A 22,459-nucleotide genomic window follows, 5' to 3' on the forward strand; every position below is an offset into this window, starting at 1 on the left:
GCTACCGATCGGCGAACGAAACCGATCATGTCGACCTCCAAGAGGAGTCGGGGCGTTGCTGGCTCGCTGTCGAAGTTCGCGCTTCAGCCTGGATAGCCGGGAAGCTGGGCTTCCAGAGTTCGTACGACAGGGTGATCAGCCACCCCCTCGTTTCATCGTTCACGAACGGCACACCACAGGCCCGTCATTGCACCGGCCACCGAGGGAACACGGCAGCACGCTGATGAGCCACAGTCTCGTGTCCTCTGGGAGCAATGGGATGAACCAGATCCAGGAATCCATCAGAGCACCCCGATCGAGACGAGCCAGGTGATAGCGGCCACGTACAGCGGGCTGAGCGGCCCGAAGAACATGAAGTAGTCGAGCATCGTCGTCACCCACAAGCCTGTCGGAAGTCAACAAGGCAGGGATAGGTCGCGGCCACCCACCGCAGGGTCTCGAACGGCAACGGCAGGAACCAGAAGGTGTCACCCATCGTCGAACCTCCTCACGTGCAGGACGAGCCCTTCAACCAGCAGGGCGCGTTGTCGATGGCCCACTGGCGATCCCACTCACTGAAGAACGGCCACGGCATCAGCCACACGAACCAGGGGAAATCCATTTCGATTCACCTCCTCATGGGCAGTGTCCGCCGAACAACGGGCCACAACCGGTGCAGCTAGGCCAGGACCGGCCTACCTTCTCCACGTGCCCATCGGCGGCGAACCCGCGGGACGATCCCCTTCATCAGGCTAGGTCTCGGGAGTGCACTTGGAAGAAGGATTCAAAACCTCCGCTCGCGCAACGAAGGCAGACCTACCAGGGACCTAGCCTTCAGAACGGTTCAACGTCCGCGCCGCGTCGCACCAGAACACCGCCCAGAAACGGAATTCAACCCGTCCTGGACAAGATCAGAGAGGAGTCCATGATCTTCGAATACGAAGGCGCCTACGTCGGCGTCCACTCGCCGCACCAACAACCAGGAATCCGTGCGTACGGCGCCGACAACAGACTCCTGATGCTCGGCTACGTCCACGAGTGGTTCCATGTGTCGCACGCGGGCGGCTGTCCTCTTCGTAGGAGTAACAGTCATACTCGCCGCTGGTGCTGCCGCCATCGGTTACGCGACCCATGCTGAGGGCCCTCCTGCACAAACGCTCCCTCCGTCGGCTGATGCTGCCGCTGCACCACTGCCGCGCACAGCTGTTGCGAATACGAAGCGGCTAGTGCCCCCTGGGCGCCGGGACGGCCGGGCTTCACCAATGTGGGTCTGGCCCCGTCGCCCGAGTTCCCGCAGGCGCTTCCACACTGGTCTCTTTCGAATTCGTGGACAGACATGTCCCGGGCATTTTCGCGGCAAAGGGGCTTCCCCGCTCACAGATGGACGTACGAATGGTGAAATGCCAGCGGCCACGTTTAACTTGCGGCAGCGCGCTGCCTGGCAGGCCGAGTTTCACAGCGTCCCGGCTTCGTATTGCAAGCCCCCGGGCAGGGCATCCGGCCGGTCGCGGACACAAGTATGACATCGCCACCTGGTCTGGTCTCACAGGGAGACGCGATCACGACATCCGCGTCTGTGTAACAGGCGGTCGACCTCAACGCGCTCGTGCGGCGGATGTACGCGTGTACACCGTCGCCTGTGAAGGGGTATTCGGGTACGGGGTGTCTCCAATGTGCGGCGAGCACGGTGCCGTCCGGGGTGAGATGCGTGACCGCTGATTCGACGAGTCGATCGAGCTCCGGGGCGGACAGGTGGAAGCAGATCTCGCTCAGGACGATGAGGTCGAACATGTCGTTGGGCCAGGGCCACCGGAGCGACCATTTCTCGACGCTGGCTCGGTTCGCGGCGATGGCATCGGCGAGATGCGTCCGCGTCAGGTCGACGGCACGGTCCACGATGTCGCTGGCGACGATGTGGTCGCAACGATCTGTGAGAAGGGTGCTCAGGTTCCCGATGGAGCAGCCGGGCTCGAATGCTCGGCGAAAGCGTTGGCGGGGGAGGATCGCGAGTGTCAATGCCCGCTTGCGTTCCTCGTACCAGCGGTGTCCGAACCCCCACGGGTCGGGACTTCTCCGATACATGTGTTCGAAGTACTCCACGCCCACCGATGTGCCGGCCGGCGTGCCCTCGGACTGATCACCGCTCGCGCTCATGGCTCGGTGCGCTTCGCCCACGCGGCCAGCCAGGCTGCCTCCATTGCCGCGTCGAACAGGTAGGTCTTCCTGATCCTTCCGGCGGGCACGTAGACGAGGTCGATGGTGAGCAGCGTGATGGCTGTGGAGATTCCGAGGTTTCGGGCACCGCGGTAGCCGGAAGGTGTGTCGTCTGCCAGCAGTTGGACCACGCCGTTCCCGGCGAGCAGGCCTCCGACGGTGTACTGCAGCCAGCGATCGTACTTGGCTCCGAACAGTGCCTCGAAGCTTCGCCGATGCACCAGCGGCCACAGTCCGCCCACGGTGTTGAAGAGGCCGTGGGCCTTGGCCAGTCCGAGTGTGGTGGGCGGGACGTTCGGTGGAGCTGTCATACCGCGCCGCATACCCGTTTCCGGCCCAGCCAACCTTCTTACGTCGAGCGGTTGATCACCGACAGGTGAGAGCGGGGACTTGCGGCCGCCGACGCGATGGCGGAGCAGGTCGATGCTGCATCTGGTGCCGTTGTGGATGATCCATCCGGAGCGGAACACTGTCAGCAGCAGTGGCTTGAGGATCGCCATCGGACGATCGCGGCGGGTGGACCACTGATGTGGTTGTCGATGGCGGGCCTTGGAAACCACGCTACCGCTTATTCATCGGTCGGGTGTGGGTCTTGGACGGTGACTACTGCTGTCTGCTGACGGCCTTGCGCGCGAGAATGTTCCACCAGTTCCCTGCGACGTTGATGGCGGCGCCCTCAACCTGGGTCGCCCGTCGACGGCCGCCGTCGTAGTGAACAGGCGCGCGTCGAACAGCCCGTAGTGCAGCGGCGCGGCGCGGTGCACGCGAAGATCGTCGTAGAGAAGGAAGGTGTCGAGATCGACCTCGACCTCGACGCCTTCGCGTCGTCAACTCCCGCATGACGCGGTAGCTGCGGCCCAGGCGGCATCGTCCGGTCCGCGGTCATGTGTGACTGGCAGCCGTTCGCACGGGTCCGCTCATCGTCTGGCACGTCGGTGCGCTGCGGCAGCTTCCCACCCTGCAGCGGTGGCACGGCGGTGTGGGCTCGAGGCGGTTGATGCTGTCAGCGCGCGAGTGAATGCGTTCGGGATCGGCGTTCGCGGTCCACTACTACACACCGTCAGGTGAGCATCACGGCCGCAGCCGCCGCGCCCAGTGCCGCGAACCCGCCCACGACGAGACCGTCAGCTAACGTGCCGGACAACCACCACGTCAACAGCCCGGGGACGACACCGGCGGCGACGATCACCATTGCCACGACGCTCGCCTGGTAGCCCGTGCGGCTTCGGCCACCGCCAGAGGCCAACGATGGTTTGCTGTGGCCGGGCCGACTCGACGGCGGTAGATCAGAAGTCAGGAAGTCTGGATTCCGAAACTGCGGGGGTACTTCAGTCCGAGGTGCTATCCGATGTGGCATTCACACTCACCATCCGGGGAGAACTTTTCGAAGGCGGATGCCCCGTAGCTTACTGCTGAACTGCGGGACAACCCCAGGATAGAAGTGGTCTCGACAGTCCTCCAGACCTCGAGACAAGCACCACATGCTGATGTTGTTCGCTGAGGTGGTCGATGCGCCGGGAGGGGGGCTGGCTTCAGCGTGCGGGCGCTACCTACGGCAGCCGTCGAAGGGACCAGGAGAGCCGCTCGCGACGCTCGGGTCACACCGCTCGTCGTGACGGAGGAACCTGACGAGAACGGCGAGCGCCGCGACGATGGGGTCCTGCTCTCGGGGACGCCGTCTCGATGCCGGGGCGGCTCATCGTCACCACGCTCGATCCGACCTACCACCACCACAATAACTTCATGCCCGGCTCGACGCGTTCCCTCTACCCGTTGCTGACTGGCTGGACCACACCGGCAGCTGACTGCCGACCGTGACGCAATGCGGACCTACCGACGCCGTCCGCGTCAGGGGGTCCGCATGCTTGCCGCCGGTGGCTGATTTCGATCAGCTCTGCGAGCCGAACAGGTCGGTCAGCGAACCGAAATCGAGCGATCCCGTCCCCGGCTCGGGATCGGTCGCAATCTGACCGTCCACCGCCAGCGTGATCTCGCCGCCCGCGCCCAGCGCGGTGTACGTGCGGCCCTCCGCAGGCGCTGTAATGCTGAGCTGCTGCTTGTCGTTCGAGCCCACCGCCACGACCTGCCCGGTTGCGGTCAGTGCCGCGGAATGGAAGGTGCCCGCGGCGACCCGGTGTACGTCTGCCTTGTGGGGAACGCCAGCTGGCTGTTACCGCTCGAGCCCCAGCCGACGACCTGTCCGCCGGACGTCAGCGCGAGCGAGTGGAACGGCCCCGCTTCGATCGCGGTGTACGTCTGGCCGGTCGGCGGCGCCGGCACCGCCTGCCCTTGAGGCACAGAACCCCAGGCGACGATCTCACCGCCCGACGTCGACGCGATGGAATGCCACGTTCCCGCCGCCACGGCGGTGTAGGTCTGCCCGGGCGGAGACGGCGGAACGTCGGCCGGATGAATGGCGGCAGGCATGGGCCGCCCGCGACACCGACGCCGGTCGCGCCGAACTCGCACACCGCACCCGGATCAAGACCGCAATCGCGGCGGCAGCCGGAGTCGACCCGCGCCCGAGCTTGAGCGCGCCCGATGTGCTGGGATCGTCACCGACGAGCCCACCGCAGCGCAGTCCGAGCACAGGAAGCGGCGTCGACGGCCGGGCGGCAGCGACGATCAGCTCCCGATGTGGTGAGCCGAGGATAGCCGCATCTACCAGGCTAGATGCGGCTATCGGCAAAATGAATTCACCTGCATCGCAGCACGGTTCGCGGACATCGCCACCGGATAGGGATTGGTAGCCGGACGCCGGTCGCTCCGGACAGCGCATGTACTCGCTACCTTGGTTACCGATTGACCGATGATTCTCGCGCTCGCGCGCAGTCTCCGTTGGTGTCAGCCATTCAACTTGGAGGTCGCCGTGCGCAATTCCCTCACTCGCGCCACCCTATGGTCTGCGGCCGCAACCGAACGCGCCGCTCTGGCCGATGACCTCGCTGGTCTTCACGAGGCGCAGTGGGCACAGCAGTCGCTGTGCGGACGGTGGGTGGTAGAGGAGGTCGTTGCTCACCTCACGGCGGCGGCGAGTGTCGGTGCGCTTCGTTGGTTTGGCAGTGTCCTGGGGGCACGGTTCGACTTTGACCTGCACAACGCCCGGCGTCTGGCCGAGTATCGAGGCGCGACCCCCGCCGAGACTCTCGAGCGGTTCCAGCGGGTCGTCAACAGCACGACGTCGGCGCCGGGTCCCACCGCAGCGTGGCTTGGTGAGGTGGTGGTGCATGCCCAGGACATCCGGCGGCCGCTCGGGTTCGCGCGCACGCCCGCCGTCGAGACGGTCACCGAAGTTGCCCGCTTCTACTCCCGGCGGGACTTCACCGTGGCCGGCCGCAGCACCATCGAAGGTCTTCGTCTCGAAGCGACCGACGGGCCCTTCACGACGGGAGCCGGCCCGATAGTCAGCGGCACGACCCTCGCGCTCACGATGGTCATGGCCGGTCGTGGTGCCTACTGTGACGACCTCACCGGGCCGGGCGTGTCGACGCTGCGGGACCGCTGTTCCGGAAATGGCCACAGGACCACCTCCAACTGACAACAGGGAGCCGGGCTGACCCTCCACGCGCCCATGGGCGGTGCGCGGGCACTGGAAACGGCACTGGTATCCGAGCGCACCGTTATCGCCCGAGATGGATCGAGTCCACATCGCCGGTCCCGAAGGTGCCCCGTTCCAGACGTCGGACAAGGTGCGGTTGCTGTGACTCGGTGTCGGCGCAGTTGGGTCTCGTCCCGCCGGACAATCGGACTGGCCGGCGAGGCGGTGGCAGATGGCCTGGGCTAAGTGCGAGATCGACGAGGTGCTCGAGCTGACGATCCGCACCCTTCGGGGTAGCGGCGACACCGCGGGCGGCGTGCACCTGACCATCCCGGCGGCCGAGCTGTCGAAGGAGTACATCACCGTCCTCGGCGACCTCATCGTCGAACACTGTGGCCCGGTCTGAGGTCGCACACGGTTTTCCGCGGTCTTTGCATCCGCCCGGGTGGGCCATCAGTTTTCATCACCGTTGCCCGATCAGGATGGCCGTTCCTCACCGAGGCCGTCGACGACGCACCTGGCAAGGCCGGTGATAGCGGCGGCAAGGAGCGCCCTTGCCGTCTGCGGCATAGCGCCGGTGGCTCCCGGCCGGACTGTTTGCCTGTTCCGAGCTGCGTTGTCAGGATGCTGCTGCACCCGCCGGGTTATTGCTACGCCTATGCCTTGGATCTTGCATCTTGCTCCACAGGCCTCGGGCGTGGTCGTGGTGGTGCGGGTAGGCGTCGAGGGCTGATCAGGACCAGTGTCGCCAGGACGGCCAGCATCGCCAACAGGGCAGACGTTGTGAGAACCGCTCGGGTGCCGTCGGTCACGCCGAGGCGGTCGGTACCGCCGGTGAAGGTGAACACGGCGCCAAGGATTGCGGTGCCGATACCCGCTCCGACCGAGGCCAGTGTGGCGAGCGTTCCCGCGACCATGCCTACGCGTTCGGGTGGGCTGACGTTCACTGCCACTGCCATCACCGGCGCACCGGCGATACCCCCGCCCGCGCCCCACAGCAGTAGGGGAAGCGCCAGTGACCACCACGACGAGGTCGGGGTGATGGTCATCGCCAGCATACCCAGTCCCACGGCCTTGAGCGCATAACCGGACGCAATGACCACTCCAGGGGCGAGATAGCTGAGCATCTTCGAGCCGACCATTCCAGTGATCATCTGCGCCACGAAGATCGGCGTCATGAGCAGCCCTGCCTGAGTTGGGCTCATTTCGAGGCCGTCGGCGAAGTACACAACGAGGTAGACCGCGCCCCCGATGGTCAAAGCCCGAGACAGAAACACCGCCAGCATTGCACCGCTGAATGCCGGCCGCGTGAACATCCGCAAGTCCAATGCCGGTGCAGGAACCCGCAATTGCACTACGGCGAAGGCTGCCAGCGTCACCGCTGCCACGACAAGAAGGCCGGTGTCGATGCCGGACCAGTCATCCTCGCCGAGCAGCAGTGTCGTCACCAGGCCCAGTCCCACCGCCAGGTTCGCACTACCCACCCAATCAGGGCGCTCCGAGGGAACGATCCGCGTATTCGGTTTCGGATGAGGCTGCGGACGAGGCAAGACGCGTACCGCCACCACCCATGCCGCGAGCCCCAACGGCAGGTTGATCGCGAAGATCGCCCTCCATCCGAAACCGTCGATCAACAACCCACCCAGGGTGGGGGCTATCAATCCGGCCGCGGTAGCGAACGTTCCCCATGCTCCGATCGCCAGGTTCCTCTCCTCCCCGGAGTACCGGTCCGAGAGCAAGGGAATTGCGTTGACCATGATCGCGGCCGCACCAGCACCTTGAATGACGCGGGCGATATTGAGCCACAACAGTGTTGGAGCGAGGGTCGCGGCCAATGAGGCGATGGTGAACGCTGCGATTCCGGTCAGAAACAGCGGTCGTCGGCCCCACCTGTCCGAGAGAGATCCCACGATCTGCGTCAACGCGCCCATCGCGACCATGTAGGTCACCACGACAGACTCGACCGATCCGCCGGCGGCGATATCGGTCCTGATCTGCGGCATTCCGATTGCCACGATGGTGATGTCTATGACTACCAGTCCGGTGCTGGCCATCACCAACACCAACACTGCGCTCAACGGTGGTAGGCGACGGGACTGACCGACCATATCCTTGCCCACTTTCGTAGATGACTGACGTCGCGTCTCAGCGTGCAGCCGATCTTCATAAAAGTCAACATAGTGTGAAGTTCAAGATGTGGGGTTAGCGTGGGACCGTGCCATCTACACCTCGTCGTCGACCCACCACCCGCAACGGACGGCCTGTGCTGACCGAGGAGATCATCGCTACGAAAGCGCTGGAGATGGCGGGCATCCAGGGCTTCAGTGCCGTGACGATGCGTAGCCTCGCCGCCGAACTGGGTGTCACCGTCAGGGCGTTGTACAACTACGTCGACGATCGGCAGCGCGTCATCGACCTGGCCATCTCCCAGATGCTCGCCGGGTGGCAGCCGCCGCAGCTGGATTCCGCGGACTGGCAAACATCGGTTGCCGACTACGCCGCCGCCCTGCGCCAGCTCTACCGGCGGTGGCCCCGAGCGCTCCTGATCATCCTTGACGAAGAGGCCACTCCCGCAACAGTTCACCCCAACCGGCTAGTCAACGTGGAGAGTTTCCTGCAGCTCCTACGAGGCGCCGGTCTCTCCCTGAGTGCGGCCCTCGAAGCCCATCGTCACCTCGCGCTCGCGTTGTTCTCGTTCGCGCTGCTCGTCGACTATCCCGCGGACCACAGGGCCCCGGCCCGGCCGTCCGCTGCCGGCATCGCAGCGAGTTGGCTCGATCAGTATCCCGACCTCGACCTCACCGCCACCCGCGAAGCTGCGCTGCTTCCCAGCCCGACTCCCGACGACCAGTTCGACACCCTTGTAGGCGACCTCATCGACCTCATCGAACTGCGCATGCCCGCATCTGGGAGAACTCGGTAGTTGCCGAACCTTTCAACGCTTCCACGGCCTGCCCGACCAACAGCCAGAGTCAACGATTCAATCGGCGCGCTACCCCCATGAAGTTTCGCGAACACGAGTTGATCCGTCCGCTCGCCCCGGCATGATGCGATGACCCCGATGCGCCCCTCCCAGAGGTACGACTGTCGCGAAAGGACCGCGGCGCGTTGCAGAGTAATCACAACCGCTCGATGTCGTCGTCGATCCGGCGCCCGATCTGCGCGAACCCGATCCGCGCTCAGGACATCGTCCACTCTGGGTGGTGCAGCGCCAAACTCGGATAGTTCAAAACGGCCCACTGCGAGTGCCGGCGCCTGTGCGATTGTGGTTGGTCGGGCAACGCATCTGATGAGTTTCTCCGAGCGGTGGATGAACACCTAATCGCTATTGCGCACAACGGATTTGTAGGAGAGTCAGCCAAGACATCCGCCACGGGTGGGCCGCGAACCCGCGACCCCAGCCGGTGCCCCGAGCGCACAGAACTGCTATCCTCGTTGAAGGAAGTGGCAAGTAGTGCCCTCCATGAGATCGAAGGGAGGCGAGTTGATGACTGTCGTGGAGACCACTGTCGCGCGCAGTGTCCGAATCATCCTCACCTCCCGGGTTTCTTCCTGAGATTGCGCCTGCTGTCCTCCCGCTAGGGGGAGTTCTTTCGACGTATGCGCCGTCCGGAGTGACCCTCTCGAAAGGGTTTCCACCTTGTTTCACCAACCGATTTCTCCATGTCCTCAATCCCACACTCGTGAGCGCACTTTGAACCTGACCGCTTACGGCTGGGACGGCGAGTACGATCGCTCCTTCGCCCGCTTCCGGCCGGACGGACTTGTTCCCGGCCGGGTCGTGCGAGCCGAGCGCGGCCTGTGCGAGATCGTCCCCGGTGTCGGGGCGGTCCGGGCGGAAGTACTTCCCGCGTCGAGCGCCGAAGACCGACTGTCGCCGTGTCCCGGCGACTGGGTGGCGGTGCGGCCAGCAACCACGTTCCACCGCTGCCACCGTCGTCGAAGTGTTAGAGCGTGACCGGTGAGGGCATGGACGTTCTCGTCGACGCTCTGTCCGGCACGATCGTCTTGCTCGGTCCCTCCGGCGCGGGCAAGTGCACCCTCGGCAACCACCTGCTCGGTCAGGACCGCCTGGCGACCGGAGCGGTGCGTGGCAGCGACGGCAGGGGCCGCCACACCACTGCATGGCGGGAGCTGGTCCCGCTGCCGCGCGGTGGGGTCCTGCTGGACACGCCCGGTCTGCGCGGTGTGGGCCTGCGCGAGGTCGACGAGGGTCTGGACCAGACGTTCGCCGAGATCACCGAGCTGGCCGACAACTGTCGCTTCTCCGACTGTGCCCACGGCGCTGAGCCGGGTTGTGCAGTCCTGGCCGCCGTCGAGGACGGCTGTCTCACGCAGCGGCGTCTCGATAGCTACCACCGTCTGCTGCGGGATCCGCGCCATCAAGAACTCCCCGAAGTCCAAGTCTTGAAAGGTGTTTCGTAATGGATCTTCCCCGTATCTTCACCATCCGTGAGAGCAGCCACCGCATCCACAATCCGCTGACTCCCAAAAAATTCGCCTCCCTGGGCCGGTCACTCCATCTGGCGCCCGACACGCGGGTGCTCGACCTGGCCAGCGGCTCGGGCGAGATGCTCTGCACGTGGGCACGTGACCTGGGTTTCAGGGGCACGGGCGTGGACATCAGCTCGATCTTCACCAAGCAGGCCCGCGCCCGCGCCGTCGAACTCGGTGTCGCGGACCGCGTAAAGTTTGTCCACGGCGACGCCTCCGGTCACGTCGCGGACGAGCCGGTCGATCTCGCCGCGTGCGTCGGCGCCACGTGGATCGGTAACGGCGTGGCCGGGACCGCCGAGTTGCTCGCCCGCAGCCTCCGTCCCGGCGGGATGATGTTGATCGGCGAGCCCTACTGGCGCGTGACTCCTCCCGACGTGGAAACAGCGGTGGCCTGCCACGCCACCAGCGTGGCCGACTTCCTGCCGCTGCCCGGGTTGATCGAGCAGTTCGGCGAACTCGGGTGCGACGTCGTGGAGATGATGCTCGCCGACCAGGAGGACTGGGACCGCTACACCGCGGCGCAGTGGCTCAACATGCGCCGCTGGCTCGACGTGAACCCGGAAGACCAACTGGCACCGGGGGTTCGGGCCGAGCTCACCGCCGAGCCCGCACGCTACACGCGTTACCTGCGCGAGTATCTCGGCTGGGGAGTCTTCGCGCTCATGCTGCGCTGACACCACATCCCGTGCGGGTCTCGATGCTCTGTCCGAGACCCGCACGGGCCCAGGGTGCTCGCTCAACCAACGCAGCAAGTCGTCACCGAGCCCAGTGCGCGCCCCTCGCCTCCCGATTCGGCGGTGGCGCAGGGAGCGGGCTCGTGAGCCGCTCGAGCGCGGCCAGTTGCCGCCGGAGCGATCGGCGGAGTGCGGTGTGAATCCGGTGCCGACGTGCCCGATGTAACTAAAGTTGCCGTCGTCGTCGTACGCGCCGAGTAGCAGGGATCCGACGCCGTTGCGTGCTGTGCCGCTGCCGTCGACCCAGCCCACGATGATCGCCTCGGTGTTCTTGCGCAGCGGGGTCTTGATCCAGGCCGGCGCCCGACGTCCCGGCCAGTATGTCGAGTCGACGCGTTCGCGACGACGCCCTCGAGGTGGTGCTCGCGGGCCAGGTCGAGCATCCGGTCGCCGGTGCACTGTGAGCTGGCGTTCGTACGGCCAGAGCAGAACCGAACACGGCCGCGTTGACCCACGCCGGCGGCTATCCGCGAGAACGAGTAGCCGCTACAGAATTCGTCACGCTCCTGGTCTTCGCTGTCGGCCGATGGCCCGCCGAGTGTCCACTGGGCGGACATCCCGGCTTACTCCTGACCCGATGAGCATATTTGCTGGACGCATCCGCATTCCGCTGACTGCGGGCCGACTGGAGTGCCATCCACTGAAAACGTGCGCCACCAACACTGATCGAGGTTGAGATAGCTGTGAAGGACTTGAAGGGTCGCGTAGCCGTTGTGACGGGCGGTGCGAACGGAATCGGGTTTGGTCTGGCCACACGATTTTTACAGGAAGGAATGCGTGTTGTCATCGCAGACAACGATGTTGCCGACCTCGACAGAGCGGCGGAACGCCTTCGCGAACTGGGTGACGTTCTGGCTGTCCACACGGACGTTGCCGACGCCAGTTCGGTACAGGCACTAGCTGACGCAACCATCGAGCACTTCGGCGCAGTCCACGTCCTGTGTAACAACGCGGGGGTAGGCGGTATGCAGCGTTTCGCTACCACGAGCCTGGCTACCTGGGAATGGACACTCGGAGTCAACCTTTGGGGTGTCATCAACGGGTGCAACATCTTTCTTCCGTTGCTTGCTGCGCAGGACAAAGCCTATATCGTGAATACGGCGTCGATGGCAGGCTTTATGACTACCGCGCCCCTACATCCATATACGGCTTCAAAAGCGGCCGTGGTTGCCTTGTCGGAATCCATGGCTCACGAGTTCGAGACGGAGTTCCCGAATGTCGGCGTGGCCGTACTTTGTCCGGCCTACACTGCGACATCCATCCGCAACGACGAGCGGAACGCTCCTACCGGGCATGTTCCCCGCGAGCAGGCCGACCCAAAGCTCGCGGAGCTACGGAATCAGGTGAACAGCGACATCGACAAGGGCGTCTCCACGGAGTTCGTCGCTGACCTTGTTGTTGCCGGCATGGCTGCGGGTAAGACTCACATTTTTCCCTCACCCGACTGGCTCGATTATTGGCAGGACCGTGTCGACCGGGTGCGGAAGCAGATCGATCCCGCCACGGTGTAGGCCTCTGCATCAACCGGCTCTTCCCGATCGGGAGTGCATGACCGGGTTCCCGACGCCGTCAGCGTCCTATCGGGTGTGGCGACGAGTAGGGGGTGTCGCCACACCCTGTAACAACGAATGCCCGACCCTGTCTCGACGCACAGGGCGCGACGCGGAGTGAATGACCCGGCCTTGATGTCGGCGGACAATGTGATCCGACCTACCCGAGTCGACAGGGCGCGCAGTCGATCCGGTCGCGGCAGTCCAGTGGACGACCCGAGAACGTCGCGGACCGACATCTCTGTCCAGCTCGGTATGGCCTGTGCCTGCCGTGCAGTCGAAACAACCTGCGCACCATCGTCGGTTTAGCGAAGTCGATGAGCATTCCCCCCGACGGCCGCACCCTCGGCTTCACTGTTGGCGACCGATTACGGGCGACTACCGCGGTAGAAGACATCTTGTGTAGAGGCGTCCCGCTAGCGCCGGCGTAGCCCGCGCCCGTACCTGCGACGTACGGATGATGTTGATATTTGGTCTCGATGTTCGCCACTGAGGCCGCCTTGGTTCGCACGTAAGGTACCTGCGGTCGTTTTGCCTCCCCTGCTGTGAAGACTTCTGATCGGGCCTACCCCACCTCGCGTCCTGCCAATAACGTGGAGGGGGAGTCCATGGACGCCATGAGCGGTGTACGGAACGTGGTCGGTCACCGCCAGGGCGGCGAACTGCGGGAAGACGTCGGGAGCCTGGGCCCAACTCCAGGCGGCGAGCACGTAAGCACGGACGGGAGCACAAACGCATGATTCTGAACGAGACATACACGCTGTCGGGTGGGATCGAGATCCCCAAGCTGGGCTTGGGCACGTGGTTCATCGAGGATGCCAACGCTGCCCGAGCTGTCAAGGACGCCATCGCGATCGGATACCGCAATATCGACACCGCACAGGCATACGGCAATGAACGAGGTGTCGGCGAAGGAGTCCGCACGAGCGGTGTCGCGCGCGACGAGCTGTTCGTGTCGACGAAGTTGGCTGCGGAGATCAAGAACTATCCTGAGGCAGTCATGGCGATCGACGGTTCATTGGCCGCTCTGGGGCTCGAGTACATCGATCTGATGCTGATCCACAGCCCACAGCCTTGGGATGATTTTCGGGGCGGTGACTATGCCGAGGGCAACCGCGAGGCCTGGCGTGCCCTCGAAGACCTCTACAACGCGGGCAAGCTCCGCTCCATCGGGGTCTCCAACTTCGAGCAGCAGGATCTCGAGAACATCCTGCAAATGTGTTCCGTTGCACCGCAGGTGAATCAACTACTCGTCCACGCGGGCAACACACCGGCCGATCTCATCGCCTTCTGTGAGAGCAAGAACATCCTCGTCGAGGCGTATTCGCCGATTGCGCATGGAGAAATCCTGGAGAACCACGACCTCACAGCGATGGCAGACCGCTATTCGGTGACCGTGCCGCAGCTGTGTATCCGTTACACCCTGCAGCTGGGGACCGTGTCGCTACCGAAGACCGCCAACCCCGACCATATGCGTAGCAACGCCGAAGTGGACTTCTCGATTTCCGATGAGGACATGGAGGTGCTGCGGAACATGGCTGCCAGAAACTACGGCGAGCACAGCATCTTCCCCGTCTACAGCGGGAAATAGCAGAATCAGTCGGGGCGAAACCGCGGGGCCCCCGCCGTCCGGGCCGGGGGCTGGGCGAGGCGAGGGCGATGTGTCCGCCGCCGCGCGAATTCCGCGCGGCGGAGCGCGCGATGCTGACAACCCGGGTGCGGAATACATTGAGCGATACTGCCGTCGGTGCCGCGGGCTCGGCGTCACCTGGAGGTCAGGACGAACGCTGCGGGTAGTCGAAGCCCGGCACCATCCGCCCCGCCGCCACAGCGGCCACGAGCACGATCGCCACGGCGGGGACGAGGGTCTGCAGCAGGTAGCCGAGGCCGGGATCGGTGAGCCCGATACCGCCCGCGCACAGCGCCGCGGGGACGTGGGGCGCGCGCAGGATGGCCATGAGCGCCACCGTTGCGACGACCGAGGCGGCGGCGGCGATCTCCGAGGGCCCGAGGATCGCGGTGACGAGCAGGGCCGTCGCCGCCGCGGCCGGGTAGGCGCGCAGCACGGCGCCCGGGCTCGCGGGCGGACCCGCCGGTGCGAGCGCGATGAGAGCGGCCGACGCCACGAACGGCAGCGCGAAGACCGCGAGCCCGAGCAGATGCTCGGCGGCGAGCAGGGTGGTGATGATGATCAGCGCGGCCGCGGCGGCGCGCAGTCCCGAGGCTGCGGCTCCCCGGCGGGCGACGCCGGGGGAGCAGCTGGTGAGCACGGACATGGGGCTCCTTCTGTCAGGTGTTGCGGACTCAGAGGTTTCGGCTCAGGAAGTCACGGATCAGGCCGGCGATCTCCTCGCCGTGGGTCTCGAGCGCGAAGTGTCCGGCGTCGAGCAGGTGGATCTCGGCGTCCGGCAGATCGGTCGCGAAGGCCTCGGCGCCCGCTGGGCCGAAGATCTCGTCGCCGCGCCCCCAGGCCACCAGCGTCGGCGGCCGGTGCGTGCGGAAGTACTCCTGGAACGCGGGGTAGCCGTCGAGGTTGAACTGGTAGTCCCAGAACAGCTGCAGCTGGATCTCCTGGTTGCCCGGGCGATCCAGACCGGCCTGGTCCGTGAGCCAGGCCTCTGGGGCGATGCGCTCGAGCCGGTCCGTCGGCACGCCGTGGGTGTACTGCCAGCGGGTCGCGTCGAGTTCAAGCAGTGCGCGCACCGCCGACTCGTGCGCGGCTCGGTCCGCGGCGTGTGCGAACAGCACATCCCAGAACGGCGTGAAGCCCTCCCGATAGGCGTTGCCGCTCTGCGTGATCAGCGCCGTGACCCGGTCGGGGTGCTTGGCGGCAACGCGCAGCCCGATCGGGGCGCCGTAGTCCTGGATGTAGAGCGCGAAGCGGTCCAGGTCGAGTCCGTCCAGCAGGGCCTCGGTGATCTCGGCGAGGTGGTCGAAGCTGTAGTCGAAGTCGGTGATCGCCGGCATCGAGGACCGGCCGAACCCGATGTGGTCGGGGGCGATCAGGTGGTACTCGTCGGCGAGCTCGGCCATGAGGTTGCGGTACATGTGCGAGCTGCTCGGAAAGCCGTGCAGCAGCACGATCGTCGGCTTCGCGGGGTCGCCCGCCTCCCGGTAGAAGACCTCCTGGCCGGCGATGGTGACGGTGCGGTGGCGCAGATCGAATCCGGACATGTCCACTCCTCGGATCAGGCGGAGAACGATCGTTCTCCGGTGTGAGGTGTAGAGTAGAGAACGTTGGTTCTCCGCGCAAGTGGTGAGGTGAGGAATGGATCCGGAGATCGTGCAGTCGCGACTGCTGGACGCGGCAGAGGTGCTGTTCAACGAGCACGGGGTGCAGGCCGTCGGGATGGATGCGATCCGGTCCGGATCCGGGGTCTCACTCAAGCGGCTCTACCAGCTGTATCCGTCGAAGGATCGCCTGGTGGAGGCGGTACTGCAGCGGCGCGACCAGGTGGTCCGCGACGAGCTCGGCGCATTCCTGGCGGCGTACGACGAGCCCGCCGAACGTGTGCTCGGCGTCTTCGACTATCTCGATGCCTGGTTCCGGCGCGACGACTTCCGCGGCTGCACCTTCATCAACACGTTCGGCGAGCTCGGCGGCGTCAACGAGGAGGTCGCCGACATCGCGCGCACGCACAAGGCTGCATTCCTGGCGTGCCTGCGCGATGTGGTCGCGAACGCGGGCCGGCCGGCCGAGCTCGCCGACCAACTGGCCATCCTCGCGAACGGGGCGATGGCGACCGCGGCCATCACGGGGTCACCGGCACCCGCGCACCAGGCGCGGGATGCGGCACGGGTGCTGCTCGACGCCGCGCGCTGACCACCCCGCGCCGCGCCCGTGATTTACCGACGCTGCGCGCCGAGAACACAACTCCCACTGAGCTTCCCCCGCAAGGACTGTGCAGATTCCGCGCGCCGAGCGCATCGGAATGCGACCGCCTGCGCGAACCGCGCGTTCTCAGCGCGGACCTCTGCCACATAGGGGCATCTGACCCAGGACGCGCCTATTCTTCTGGTCTTGTCACCGAACGGCCCTGGACAAGCATGGAGTTGGAGCAAGCACTGCCAGCTGTACGAGAGGCTTTTGCCACTGTGCAGCAACGCGATCCCCGGATGTTGCTAGGTTTCGCTGCCGTCATGCTGTCTGAAGATGTAGACCAGGAACGCTCTCCAGAAATGTGAGCTGATCTCGCTCAGTGCCTTTTGGGCTGCTGGCGCGACCTCTCCTGAGACCGACACCACCCTGATGTGGCTTCTCGAGATGCTCTCGGCAGGCGGTTTCGACGTCGCCGGAGCGGAGGGAGAGCCTGCGAGGAGCCGTAACGAGCGCCACTACCGTCCGAGGCCGAACTCGTCGGCCCCGGATTCTGCGTCGGTGTGAGCGTGACTGCATGTGGGTCTTCGGCGACATCTCCGATCGTGGAGCGGCGGGCCGCGATCAATCGCGGCTCGACTCCCGCCGGATCGCGCCGGCACTTCCCGGGAGTCAGTTGCCGCGATGTCGTAGCCGTTGTCATGTCCCGTATGGCGGGTGGGGGTTGATGGTGTCGGCTGTCCAGCCGATGAAGTGGGTGTCCGGGACGGGGAAGGCTTCGAGGTGTGGGTCGGTGAGGATGGCGTCGATGCAGGCGGTGCTGCCGCCGACGTAGGTCGTTTTGTGGTCGATATCTGTTGCTACGCACCAGGTGTGGTCTTCTGGCCACCACAGGTTCGCGCTGTAGCCGCCGCCCGGGCGGTGGGGGGTTGCGCCGAAACGGGCTTCGGCGGCGTCGATCGATCCGTGGAGGACGGCCGTTTGTCTGGAGGCGTCGAGGAGCTCGAGACCGGGTAGGGGTTCGCCTTCGTGTCCGTATCCGTCCCAGATCGCGAACCAGCATTCGTCCGGTGTGGCGGTGTGGTCGCGGAGGATCGTCGCGAGGGTGCGGGCCTCCGGTTGAGGCAGGGAGCCTTCTTCCGGTCGTCGCCGCGCTGGTGGGTTCCGGTGATGGTCTGCCAGCTCATCGCGGCGTGAGCGATTGTGCCGTGTTCCTCGGCGACGGTTCGCCAGTCGATTCGAATCCACTGGTCGCCGCTGCGGTGGAGGTAGACGGGGTGGAAGATGCGTGCGTAGGCGGGAAAGACTGGGGGCACTAGCATTCCGACATCGAACGAGCCGCGCCGCAACGACTCCGCGATCCATCGACCGGCGTCGGGACGTGAGGCGAGTGCTAGTTCCTTGGGCGCCCAATGCCAGCGCTTCTCGCTTCCTGCCATGCAGTCACCTTAGAGACCAGCGGGACCGGGGTCAGGGGATGAAGCGCCTCGCGCTCGTAGACAGAACGGTGATGATCGTGTGGATCGGGGAGCATGAGTGCGTGTGGTTCGGGTCATCGATCACAATGCGTCGGCCGGGGCGTGAGAGTGATCGACCGCCTCGGTCAGCGCGCCTGCGCGCAGTCCCGGCAAGTACCGAAGATCTCGACGGTGTGGCTGACGTCGGTGAAGCCGTTGCTGTCGGCGATGGTCTGCGACCACTGTTCGACGGCCGGTCCGTCCACCTCGACGGTGAATCCGCAGGCGCGGCACACGAGATGGTGGTGATGCCCGGACGAGCAGCGTCGGTACACGGACTCACCGGTGTCGGTGCGCAGCACGTCGACGGTGCCGGCCTCGGCGAGGGTCTGCAGCGTCCGGTACACGGTGGTGAGGCCGATGCCCTGGCCGCGCCGTCGCAGTTCGTCGTGCAATTCCTGCGCCGACCGGAACTCCGTGATCTCGTCGAGCAGCGCGGAGATGGCGCTGCGCTGCTTGGTCGAGCGCACTCCCACCACGGCCCGCCCACCCTGGTCGTTCCGGTCGGTCACGTTCTCGGTCATGCTTCCTCCGCGTGGGCGACGGCGTCGACGACGATGTGGGCGAGATGGTCGTCGACGAGTCGGTACATCACTTCACGTCCGTTGCGCTCGCCGTGCACGACGCCGGCGGCCTTGAGCACCCGCAGATGCTGACTGATGAGCGGTTGCGTGACGCCGAGCGCGGCGACGAGTTCGTGGACGCACCGCTGTGATTCACGCAGCTGCAGCACGATCGCGATGCGGACCGGAGCGGCGAGGGCACGCAGGATCTCGCCCGCAGCGGTGAGCGTCTCCTTGGGCGGCAGCGGGGCCGGCGCCGTCTCGGAGCAGGCGCCGTGATCGGCGGTTGCGGGGTCCAGGTGGCTCGCGTCGGCGATACTCACGTGCGCCTCCTCCCATGCGATCGGACGGGCACCGAACGGACCCGGACCTGCCACCTTATTGCAAATCAATTCCATTTTGATATGCATGAATATGCATGTCAACCGGGCGCGTGGGACGCCTTCGCCGCTACCGATAGGCTGGACGGGCGAATCCGCACGTGAACCACGCATCTATTACCCAGATGGAGAGCAGCCAAGTGGCACCCAAGTCCAAGATCGATACCGTCGCCAACCTCGCCAAGCGCCGTGGCCTCGTCTACCCATGCGGTGAGATCTACGGCGGTACCAAGTCGGCCTGGGACTACGGTCCGCTCGGCGTGGAACTGAAGGAGAACATCAAGAAGCAGTGGTGGCGCAACATGGTCACCAGCCGCGAGGACGTCGTCGGACTCGACTCGTCGGTGATCCTGCCCCGCCAGGTGTGGGAGGCGTCGGGCCACGTCGAGGTGTTCACCGACCCGCTCGTCGAGTGCCTCAACTGTCACAAGCGCCACCGCCAGGATCACCTGCAGGAGGCGTACGCCGAGAAGCACAAGCTCGACGATCCGGACGCCGTGGCGATGACCGAGATCGTGTGCCCGGACTGTGGCACCAAGGGTCAGTGGACCGAGCCCAAGGCGTTCTCCGGCCTGCTCAAGACGTACCTCGGCCCGGTCGACAGCGAGACCGGCCTGCACTACCTGCGCCCCGAGACCGCACAGGGCATCTTCGTGAACTTCGCGAACGTGCTCACCACGTCGCGGAAGAAGCCGCCGTTCGGCATCGGCCAGATCGGCAAGAGCTTCCGTAACGAGATCACCCCGGGCAACTTCATCTTCCGCACCCGTGAGTTCGAGCAGATGGAGATGGAGTTCTTCGTCAAGCCGGGCGAGGACGAAGAGTGGCACCAGTACTGGATCGACTACCGGATGGACTGGTACACCGGCCTCGGTATCAACAAGGACAACCTGCGCCTGTACGAGCACGCGCAGGAGAAGCTGTCGCACTACTCGAAGCGCACCGTCGACATCGAGTACCGCTTCCAGTTCCAGGGCAGCGAGTGGGGCGAGCTCGAGGGCGTCGCGAACCGCACCGACTACGACCTCGCGACGCACGCCAAGGCGTCGGGCACCGACCTGAGCTACTTCGACCAGACCTCCGGTGAGCGCTACACGCCGTACGTCATCGAGCCCGCGGCCGGCCTGACCCGTTCGCTGATGGCCTTCCTGGTCGACGCGTACACCGAGGACGAGGCCCCCAACGCCAAGGGCGGCGTCGACAAGCGCACGGTGCTCAAGCTGGACCGTCGTCTCGCGCCCGTCAAGGCCGCGGTGCTGCCGCTCAGCCGCAACGCCGACCTCTCACCCAAGGCGAAGGATCTGGCGACGACGCTGCGCCAGCACTGGAACATCGAGTTCGACGACGCCGGCGCCATCGGCCGCCGCTACCGTCGCCAGGACGAGATCGGCACGCCGTTCTGCATCACGGTCGACTTCGACACCCTCGAGGACCAGGCCGTCACGATCCGCGAGCGCGACACCATGGCGCAGGAGCGCGTCGCCCTCGACCAGGTGGAGGGCTACCTCGCCCAGCGTCTGATCGGTTCCTAGTTCCCCGACCGAATGTCACATGCGTTCAGTTCGACTGAACGCATGTGACATTCGGTGTTTTCGGGCAGGGCGCTCCGCGCCTAGAAGCGGCCGCCGCCGCCGCGACCGATGCGGTCCGAACTGCTCGGGCCGCCGAACGAGCCGGGACCCGGCCCGCCCCAACCGCCGCCCCCGCGTCCGCCCCAGCTGCCGCCGCGGCCACCGAATCCACCGCGCAGCATGCTGTCGATGAGGATGCCGCCGAGAATCGCGCCGGCCGCGTTACCGCCGCTGCCGGACACGCCACCGCTCGGCGGCCGCTGGTTGTCCTGGTAACGGTTGACGTCGGCCTGCGCGGCCCACAGTGCGCGCGATCCCAGTTCTGTCGCCGACTGCGCGTGCTGCAATGCCTTCGACGGATCCGAGTCGGCGAGTTGCTGCGCCGCCTCGAGATGTCGCTGCGCCTCCGACAACCGGGTGCGGGCCTCCGCCCCGACGGCGCCGCGCCGGGTGGAGATGAAGTCGGCGGCCGCCGTCACCTGAGACCTCGCCGCCGTCAGATCCTGGTCGAGACGCGCGCGTGCCCGCTCGGCCTGCCGGCTCGCTTCCTGCGCCTGGGCCAGGACGGCGTCCAGGCGGGCGTCGGCCTCGACGACCTTGGTGAAACTGCCCAGCGGATCGGTGTCCTTGGCGGCCTGCGCATTCTGCAGCGCAGCCTCCGCGGCGGCCTTAGCCTCGGCGAGCCGGGGTCCGCCCTTCGCCGTGAGCGCTCCGGCGGCCGTGATCCCCTCCTGCACGTCGGCCATCGCGGCGGGCAACGTCGCGATGGCGTGCCGGATGTCGGTGTCGGCGCGATCGACCGCGTCGAGCAGTTGACGGGCCTGGTCGAGCGCACCCTCGGCGGCCCGGATCGCGATCACCGCCGGGCCCTGCTTGCCAGCCGGGAGCGTCGCTGCCTTGCGCCCGGCCTCGATGTTCTGCTCCGCGAACGTGATCCGCTCACGCGCCATGGCCGGGTTCTCCCGCACGGTCGCCAGCACCGACGGCGGGAACTGGCTGCCGAGAGCGGCGAGCGTGGATTCGGCGGCCGGGATGCGCACGGTGAGCGCGACCACGGCCTGGGTGAGGGCGTCGAGTCGGGCGGGTGCGTCGAGGAGCAGGTCACGCATCGAATCGAATTCGGTGACACGGGCATTGAGCTCGCGGTCGGCGCGCTCGCAGGTCGTGATGAGTTCGACGAGCATCTGCCGCTGCTGCTCGGGTGTCTCGGGGATGTCGTCGTCGAGGCGCTGGCGGATCGCGAACGCCGACGCCAGCGTCGCACGGGCCTGGTCGTACGCCGCGGTGAACGGCGCGGTCGCGTCCGCCCCGAACTCGCCGACGGCCAGGTTGAGTTCCTCCTCGCTGGTGCGGATCGCGTTGTCCATCTCCACCAGTTCGTCCTTGGCGAGGGCGTCGAGCGCCGGGATCGGCAACGCCGACAGCGCGGCGGCGTCGGTCGGATCGACCTGGCGTGCCTGCGCGATCGACGACTCCAGTCGGTCACCGCGCTTCTTGCGCGAGTACAGGTAGACACCGGCGCCGACCACGACGACCACGCCGAGGCCGACACCCAGGACCTTCAGCGACGTGTGGGTCGCGGTCATCGCGTCGCCCAGTCCGCCCGCGGCGGCGATCGCGGCACCCGCCCAATCCTGCTCACGCAGAGCCGGCTGCACGGAACCCTCGGTGATCGAGTCGATCTCGGAGTTCGTGACCTCCGACAGCGCGGCCGGAACGTCGAACCAGTAGCCCCGGTCGGTCGTCGCGACCGCGAGCAGCGCGTCCTTGTTGCCGAGTCCGCTCAGATTCGCGGTCTGTTCCGTCCATGCCTCCTCGGAGAGTCCGTCGAAGTCCGTGACGTAGACCACCCAGAGACTGACCTTGTGCTCGTCGTACAGCGTGTCGAGGGCGTCCTGGACATCGGCCCGCTGCCCCGCGTCGAGGACCCCGGCGGAATCGGTGATGTGGTCCGGCAGCCGCAGCGGCGCCTCGGCCGTCGCGGTCGCGGGCGCGAACACGGCCGCGAGGAGGGCGAACAGTGTGCCGACCGCGGCGGCAACGGTTCCGCGGGCGGCACGGCGGTGGGGGAGAGGACGCGACAGAGCCTGGGCCATGTG

Annotated in this window: 20 protein-coding genes and 2 pseudogenes; 9 read left to right on the plus strand and 13 right to left on the minus strand. The window is 66.0% G+C overall.

Annotation, left to right across the window (positions count from 1 at the left end; all coding sequences use genetic code 11):
• Nucleotides 1–1,395: 1,395 nt before the first annotated feature.
• The 5 genes from ABEU20_RS02015 to ABEU20_RS02035 form a co-directional block, all read right to left on the minus strand.
• Complete coding sequence (locus ABEU20_RS02015; RefSeq protein ID WP_420163125.1) at nucleotides 1,396–2,133, minus strand: class I SAM-dependent methyltransferase; 738 nt, start codon at nucleotides 2,131–2,133, stop codon at nucleotides 1,396–1,398.
• Nucleotides 2,130–2,504, minus strand: a complete 375-nt coding sequence (locus ABEU20_RS02020) for a hypothetical protein (protein WP_420162713.1) — start codon at nucleotides 2,502–2,504, stop codon at nucleotides 2,130–2,132. The genes ABEU20_RS02015 and ABEU20_RS02020 overlap by 4 nt, the downstream gene beginning before the upstream one ends.
• A 749-nt stretch (nucleotides 2,505–3,253) precedes the next feature.
• Complete coding sequence (locus ABEU20_RS02025) at nucleotides 3,254–3,391, minus strand: hypothetical protein (protein WP_420162714.1); 138 nt, start codon at nucleotides 3,389–3,391, stop codon at nucleotides 3,254–3,256.
• Between the two features lie 690 nt (nucleotides 3,392–4,081).
• Nucleotides 4,082–4,267, minus strand: coding sequence for a hypothetical protein (locus ABEU20_RS02030; RefSeq protein WP_420162715.1), 186 nt, complete (start codon nucleotides 4,265–4,267; stop codon nucleotides 4,082–4,084).
• Nucleotides 4,268–4,290: 23 nt separating this feature from the next.
• On the minus strand, nucleotides 4,291–4,620 hold the full coding sequence (locus ABEU20_RS02035) for an RCC1 domain-containing protein (RefSeq protein ID WP_420162716.1): 330 nt from the start codon (nucleotides 4,618–4,620) through the stop codon (nucleotides 4,291–4,293).
• Nucleotides 4,621–5,002: 382 nt separating this feature from the next.
• Between ABEU20_RS02035 and ABEU20_RS02040 the strand changes: the two genes are divergently transcribed.
• Nucleotides 5,003–5,731, plus strand: a complete 729-nt coding sequence (locus tag ABEU20_RS02040; RefSeq protein WP_456300325.1) for a maleylpyruvate isomerase family mycothiol-dependent enzyme — start codon at nucleotides 5,003–5,005, stop codon at nucleotides 5,729–5,731.
• Nucleotides 5,732–5,963: 232 nt separating this feature from the next.
• A complete protein-coding gene (locus ABEU20_RS02045; protein WP_420162717.1) occupies nucleotides 5,964–6,137 on the plus strand; it encodes a hypothetical protein in 174 nt (57 codons plus the stop codon).
• A 250-nt stretch (nucleotides 6,138–6,387) separates the two neighbouring features.
• On the opposite strand, the gene ABEU20_RS02050 is transcribed toward ABEU20_RS02045, so the two are convergent.
• A complete protein-coding gene (locus tag ABEU20_RS02050) occupies nucleotides 6,388–7,785 on the minus strand; it encodes an MFS transporter (RefSeq protein ID WP_420162718.1) in 1,398 nt (465 codons plus the stop codon).
• A 161-nt stretch (nucleotides 7,786–7,946) separates the two neighbouring features.
• Here ABEU20_RS02050 and ABEU20_RS02055 point away from each other — a divergent pair, with 161 nt between their 5' ends.
• The 3 genes and pseudogenes from ABEU20_RS02055 to ABEU20_RS02065 all read left to right on the plus strand — a co-directional run bounded on the left by ABEU20_RS02055 (nucleotide 7,947) and on the right by ABEU20_RS02065 (nucleotide 10,902).
• Nucleotides 7,947–8,654, plus strand: a complete 708-nt coding sequence (locus tag ABEU20_RS02055) for a TetR/AcrR family transcriptional regulator (protein ID WP_420162719.1) — start codon at nucleotides 7,947–7,949, stop codon at nucleotides 8,652–8,654.
• Nucleotides 8,655–9,688: 1,034 nt separating this feature from the next.
• Nucleotides 9,689–10,105 (plus strand): annotated as a pseudogene (gene rsgA / locus ABEU20_RS02060) (ribosome small subunit-dependent GTPase A); the annotation flags it as partial.
• A gap of 50 nt (nucleotides 10,106–10,155) precedes the next feature.
• Nucleotides 10,156–10,902 carry an SAM-dependent methyltransferase gene (locus ABEU20_RS02065; protein ID WP_420162720.1) on the plus strand — a complete coding sequence of 249 codons (747 nt, stop codon included), beginning with the start codon at nucleotides 10,156–10,158 and terminating at the stop codon, nucleotides 10,900–10,902.
• A gap of 228 nt (nucleotides 10,903–11,130) precedes the next feature.
• Here ABEU20_RS02065 and ABEU20_RS02070 read toward each other — a convergent pair.
• A pseudogene (locus ABEU20_RS02070) lies at nucleotides 11,131–11,361 on the minus strand (hypothetical protein); the annotation flags it as partial.
• Between the two features lie 284 nt (nucleotides 11,362–11,645).
• Here ABEU20_RS02070 and ABEU20_RS02075 point away from each other — a divergent pair.
• The gene (locus ABEU20_RS02075; RefSeq protein WP_420162721.1) at nucleotides 11,646–12,473 is read left to right on the plus strand and encodes an SDR family NAD(P)-dependent oxidoreductase; all 828 of its coding nucleotides are present in this window, start codon (nucleotides 11,646–11,648) and stop codon (nucleotides 12,471–12,473) included.
• 775 nt (nucleotides 12,474–13,248) lie between these two features.
• Nucleotides 13,249–14,103, plus strand: a complete 855-nt coding sequence (locus ABEU20_RS02080; protein WP_420162722.1) for an aldo/keto reductase — start codon at nucleotides 13,249–13,251, stop codon at nucleotides 14,101–14,103.
• 184 nt (nucleotides 14,104–14,287) lie between these two features.
• Here ABEU20_RS02080 and ABEU20_RS02085 read toward each other — a convergent pair whose 3' ends face one another.
• Together ABEU20_RS02085 and ABEU20_RS02090 are read right to left on the minus strand one after the other, a co-directional pair.
• A complete protein-coding gene (locus ABEU20_RS02085) occupies nucleotides 14,288–14,788 on the minus strand; it encodes an HPP family protein (protein ID WP_420162723.1) in 501 nt (166 codons plus the stop codon).
• A 28-nt stretch (nucleotides 14,789–14,816) separates the two neighbouring features.
• Nucleotides 14,817–15,686, minus strand: a complete 870-nt coding sequence (locus ABEU20_RS02090; RefSeq protein WP_420162724.1) for an alpha/beta fold hydrolase — start codon at nucleotides 15,684–15,686, stop codon at nucleotides 14,817–14,819.
• Nucleotides 15,687–15,780: 94 nt separating this feature from the next.
• On the opposite strand from ABEU20_RS02090, the gene ABEU20_RS02095 reads away from it, so the two are divergent.
• Nucleotides 15,781–16,335, plus strand: coding sequence for a TetR/AcrR family transcriptional regulator (locus tag ABEU20_RS02095; RefSeq protein ID WP_420162725.1), 555 nt, complete (start codon nucleotides 15,781–15,783; stop codon nucleotides 16,333–16,335).
• A gap of 693 nt (nucleotides 16,336–17,028) precedes the next feature.
• On the opposite strand, the gene ABEU20_RS02100 is transcribed toward ABEU20_RS02095, so the two are convergent.
• The 3 genes from ABEU20_RS02100 to ABEU20_RS02110 all read right to left on the minus strand — a co-directional run bounded on the left by ABEU20_RS02100 (nucleotide 17,029) and on the right by ABEU20_RS02110 (nucleotide 18,732).
• A complete protein-coding gene (locus ABEU20_RS02100) occupies nucleotides 17,029–17,577 on the minus strand; it encodes a hypothetical protein (protein WP_420162726.1) in 549 nt (182 codons plus the stop codon).
• 355 nt (nucleotides 17,578–17,932) lie between these two features.
• On the minus strand, nucleotides 17,933–18,370 hold the full coding sequence (locus ABEU20_RS02105; protein ID WP_420162727.1) for a Fur family transcriptional regulator: 438 nt from the start codon (nucleotides 18,368–18,370) through the stop codon (nucleotides 17,933–17,935).
• Complete coding sequence (locus ABEU20_RS02110) at nucleotides 18,367–18,732, minus strand: ArsR/SmtB family transcription factor (protein ID WP_420162728.1); 366 nt, start codon at nucleotides 18,730–18,732, stop codon at nucleotides 18,367–18,369. Before ABEU20_RS02110 ends, ABEU20_RS02105 begins: the two co-directional genes overlap by 4 nt.
• 197 nt (nucleotides 18,733–18,929) lie before the next feature.
• Between ABEU20_RS02110 and ABEU20_RS02115 the strand changes: the two genes are divergently transcribed.
• The gene (locus tag ABEU20_RS02115; RefSeq protein WP_420163127.1) at nucleotides 18,930–20,321 is read left to right on the plus strand and encodes a glycine--tRNA ligase; all 1,392 of its coding nucleotides are present in this window, start codon (nucleotides 18,930–18,932) and stop codon (nucleotides 20,319–20,321) included.
• An 80-nt stretch (nucleotides 20,322–20,401) separates the two neighbouring features.
• Here ABEU20_RS02115 and ABEU20_RS02120 read toward each other — a convergent pair whose 3' ends face one another.
• Nucleotides 20,402–22,456, minus strand: coding sequence for a TPM domain-containing protein (locus tag ABEU20_RS02120; RefSeq protein WP_420162729.1), 2,055 nt, complete (start codon nucleotides 22,454–22,456; stop codon nucleotides 20,402–20,404).
• Nucleotides 22,457–22,459 lie beyond the last annotated feature (3 nt).

It is taken from the genome of Rhodococcus parequi, from assembly GCF_046042785.1.
GTDB lineage: Bacteria > Actinomycetota > Actinomycetes > Mycobacteriales > Mycobacteriaceae > Prescottella > Prescottella parequi.

What these genes read in the sequence shown, in the direction of transcription:
- ABEU20_RS02080 (WP_420162722.1), top strand. Translation starts at nt 13,249, where the DNA reads ATGATTCTGAACGAGACATACACGCTGTCGGGTGGGATCGAGATCCCC.
- ABEU20_RS02095 (WP_420162725.1), top strand. Translation starts at nt 15,781, where the DNA reads ATGGATCCGGAGATCGTGCAGTCGCGACTGCTGGACGCGGCAGAGGTG.
- ABEU20_RS02120 (WP_420162729.1), bottom strand. Translation starts at nt 22,456, where the DNA reads ATGGCCCAGGCTCTGTCGCGTCCTCTCCCCCACCGCCGTGCCGCCCGC.
- ABEU20_RS02050 (WP_420162718.1), bottom strand. Translation starts at nt 7,785, where the DNA reads ATGGCCAGCACCGGACTGGTAGTCATAGACATCACCATCGTGGCAATC.
- ABEU20_RS02065 (WP_420162720.1), top strand. Translation starts at nt 10,156, where the DNA reads ATGGATCTTCCCCGTATCTTCACCATCCGTGAGAGCAGCCACCGCATC.
- ABEU20_RS02045 (WP_420162717.1), top strand. Translation starts at nt 5,964, where the DNA reads ATGGCCTGGGCTAAGTGCGAGATCGACGAGGTGCTCGAGCTGACGATC.
- ABEU20_RS02015 (WP_420163125.1), bottom strand. Translation starts at nt 2,133, where the DNA reads ATGAGCGCGAGCGGTGATCAGTCCGAGGGCACGCCGGCCGGCACATCG.
- ABEU20_RS02020 (WP_420162713.1), bottom strand. Translation starts at nt 2,504, where the DNA reads ATGACAGCTCCACCGAACGTCCCGCCCACCACACTCGGACTGGCCAAG.
- ABEU20_RS02090 (WP_420162724.1), bottom strand. Translation starts at nt 15,686, where the DNA reads ATGTCCGGATTCGATCTGCGCCACCGCACCGTCACCATCGCCGGCCAG.
- ABEU20_RS02085 (WP_420162723.1), bottom strand. Translation starts at nt 14,788, where the DNA reads ATGTCCGTGCTCACCAGCTGCTCCCCCGGCGTCGCCCGCCGGGGAGCC.
- ABEU20_RS02040 (WP_456300325.1), top strand. Translation starts at nt 5,003, where the DNA reads ATGATTCTCGCGCTCGCGCGCAGTCTCCGTTGGTGTCAGCCATTCAAC.
- ABEU20_RS02105 (WP_420162727.1), bottom strand. Translation starts at nt 18,370, where the DNA reads ATGACCGAGAACGTGACCGACCGGAACGACCAGGGTGGGCGGGCCGTG.
- ABEU20_RS02035 (WP_420162716.1), bottom strand. Translation starts at nt 4,620, where the DNA reads ATGCCTGCCGCCATTCATCCGGCCGACGTTCCGCCGTCTCCGCCCGGG.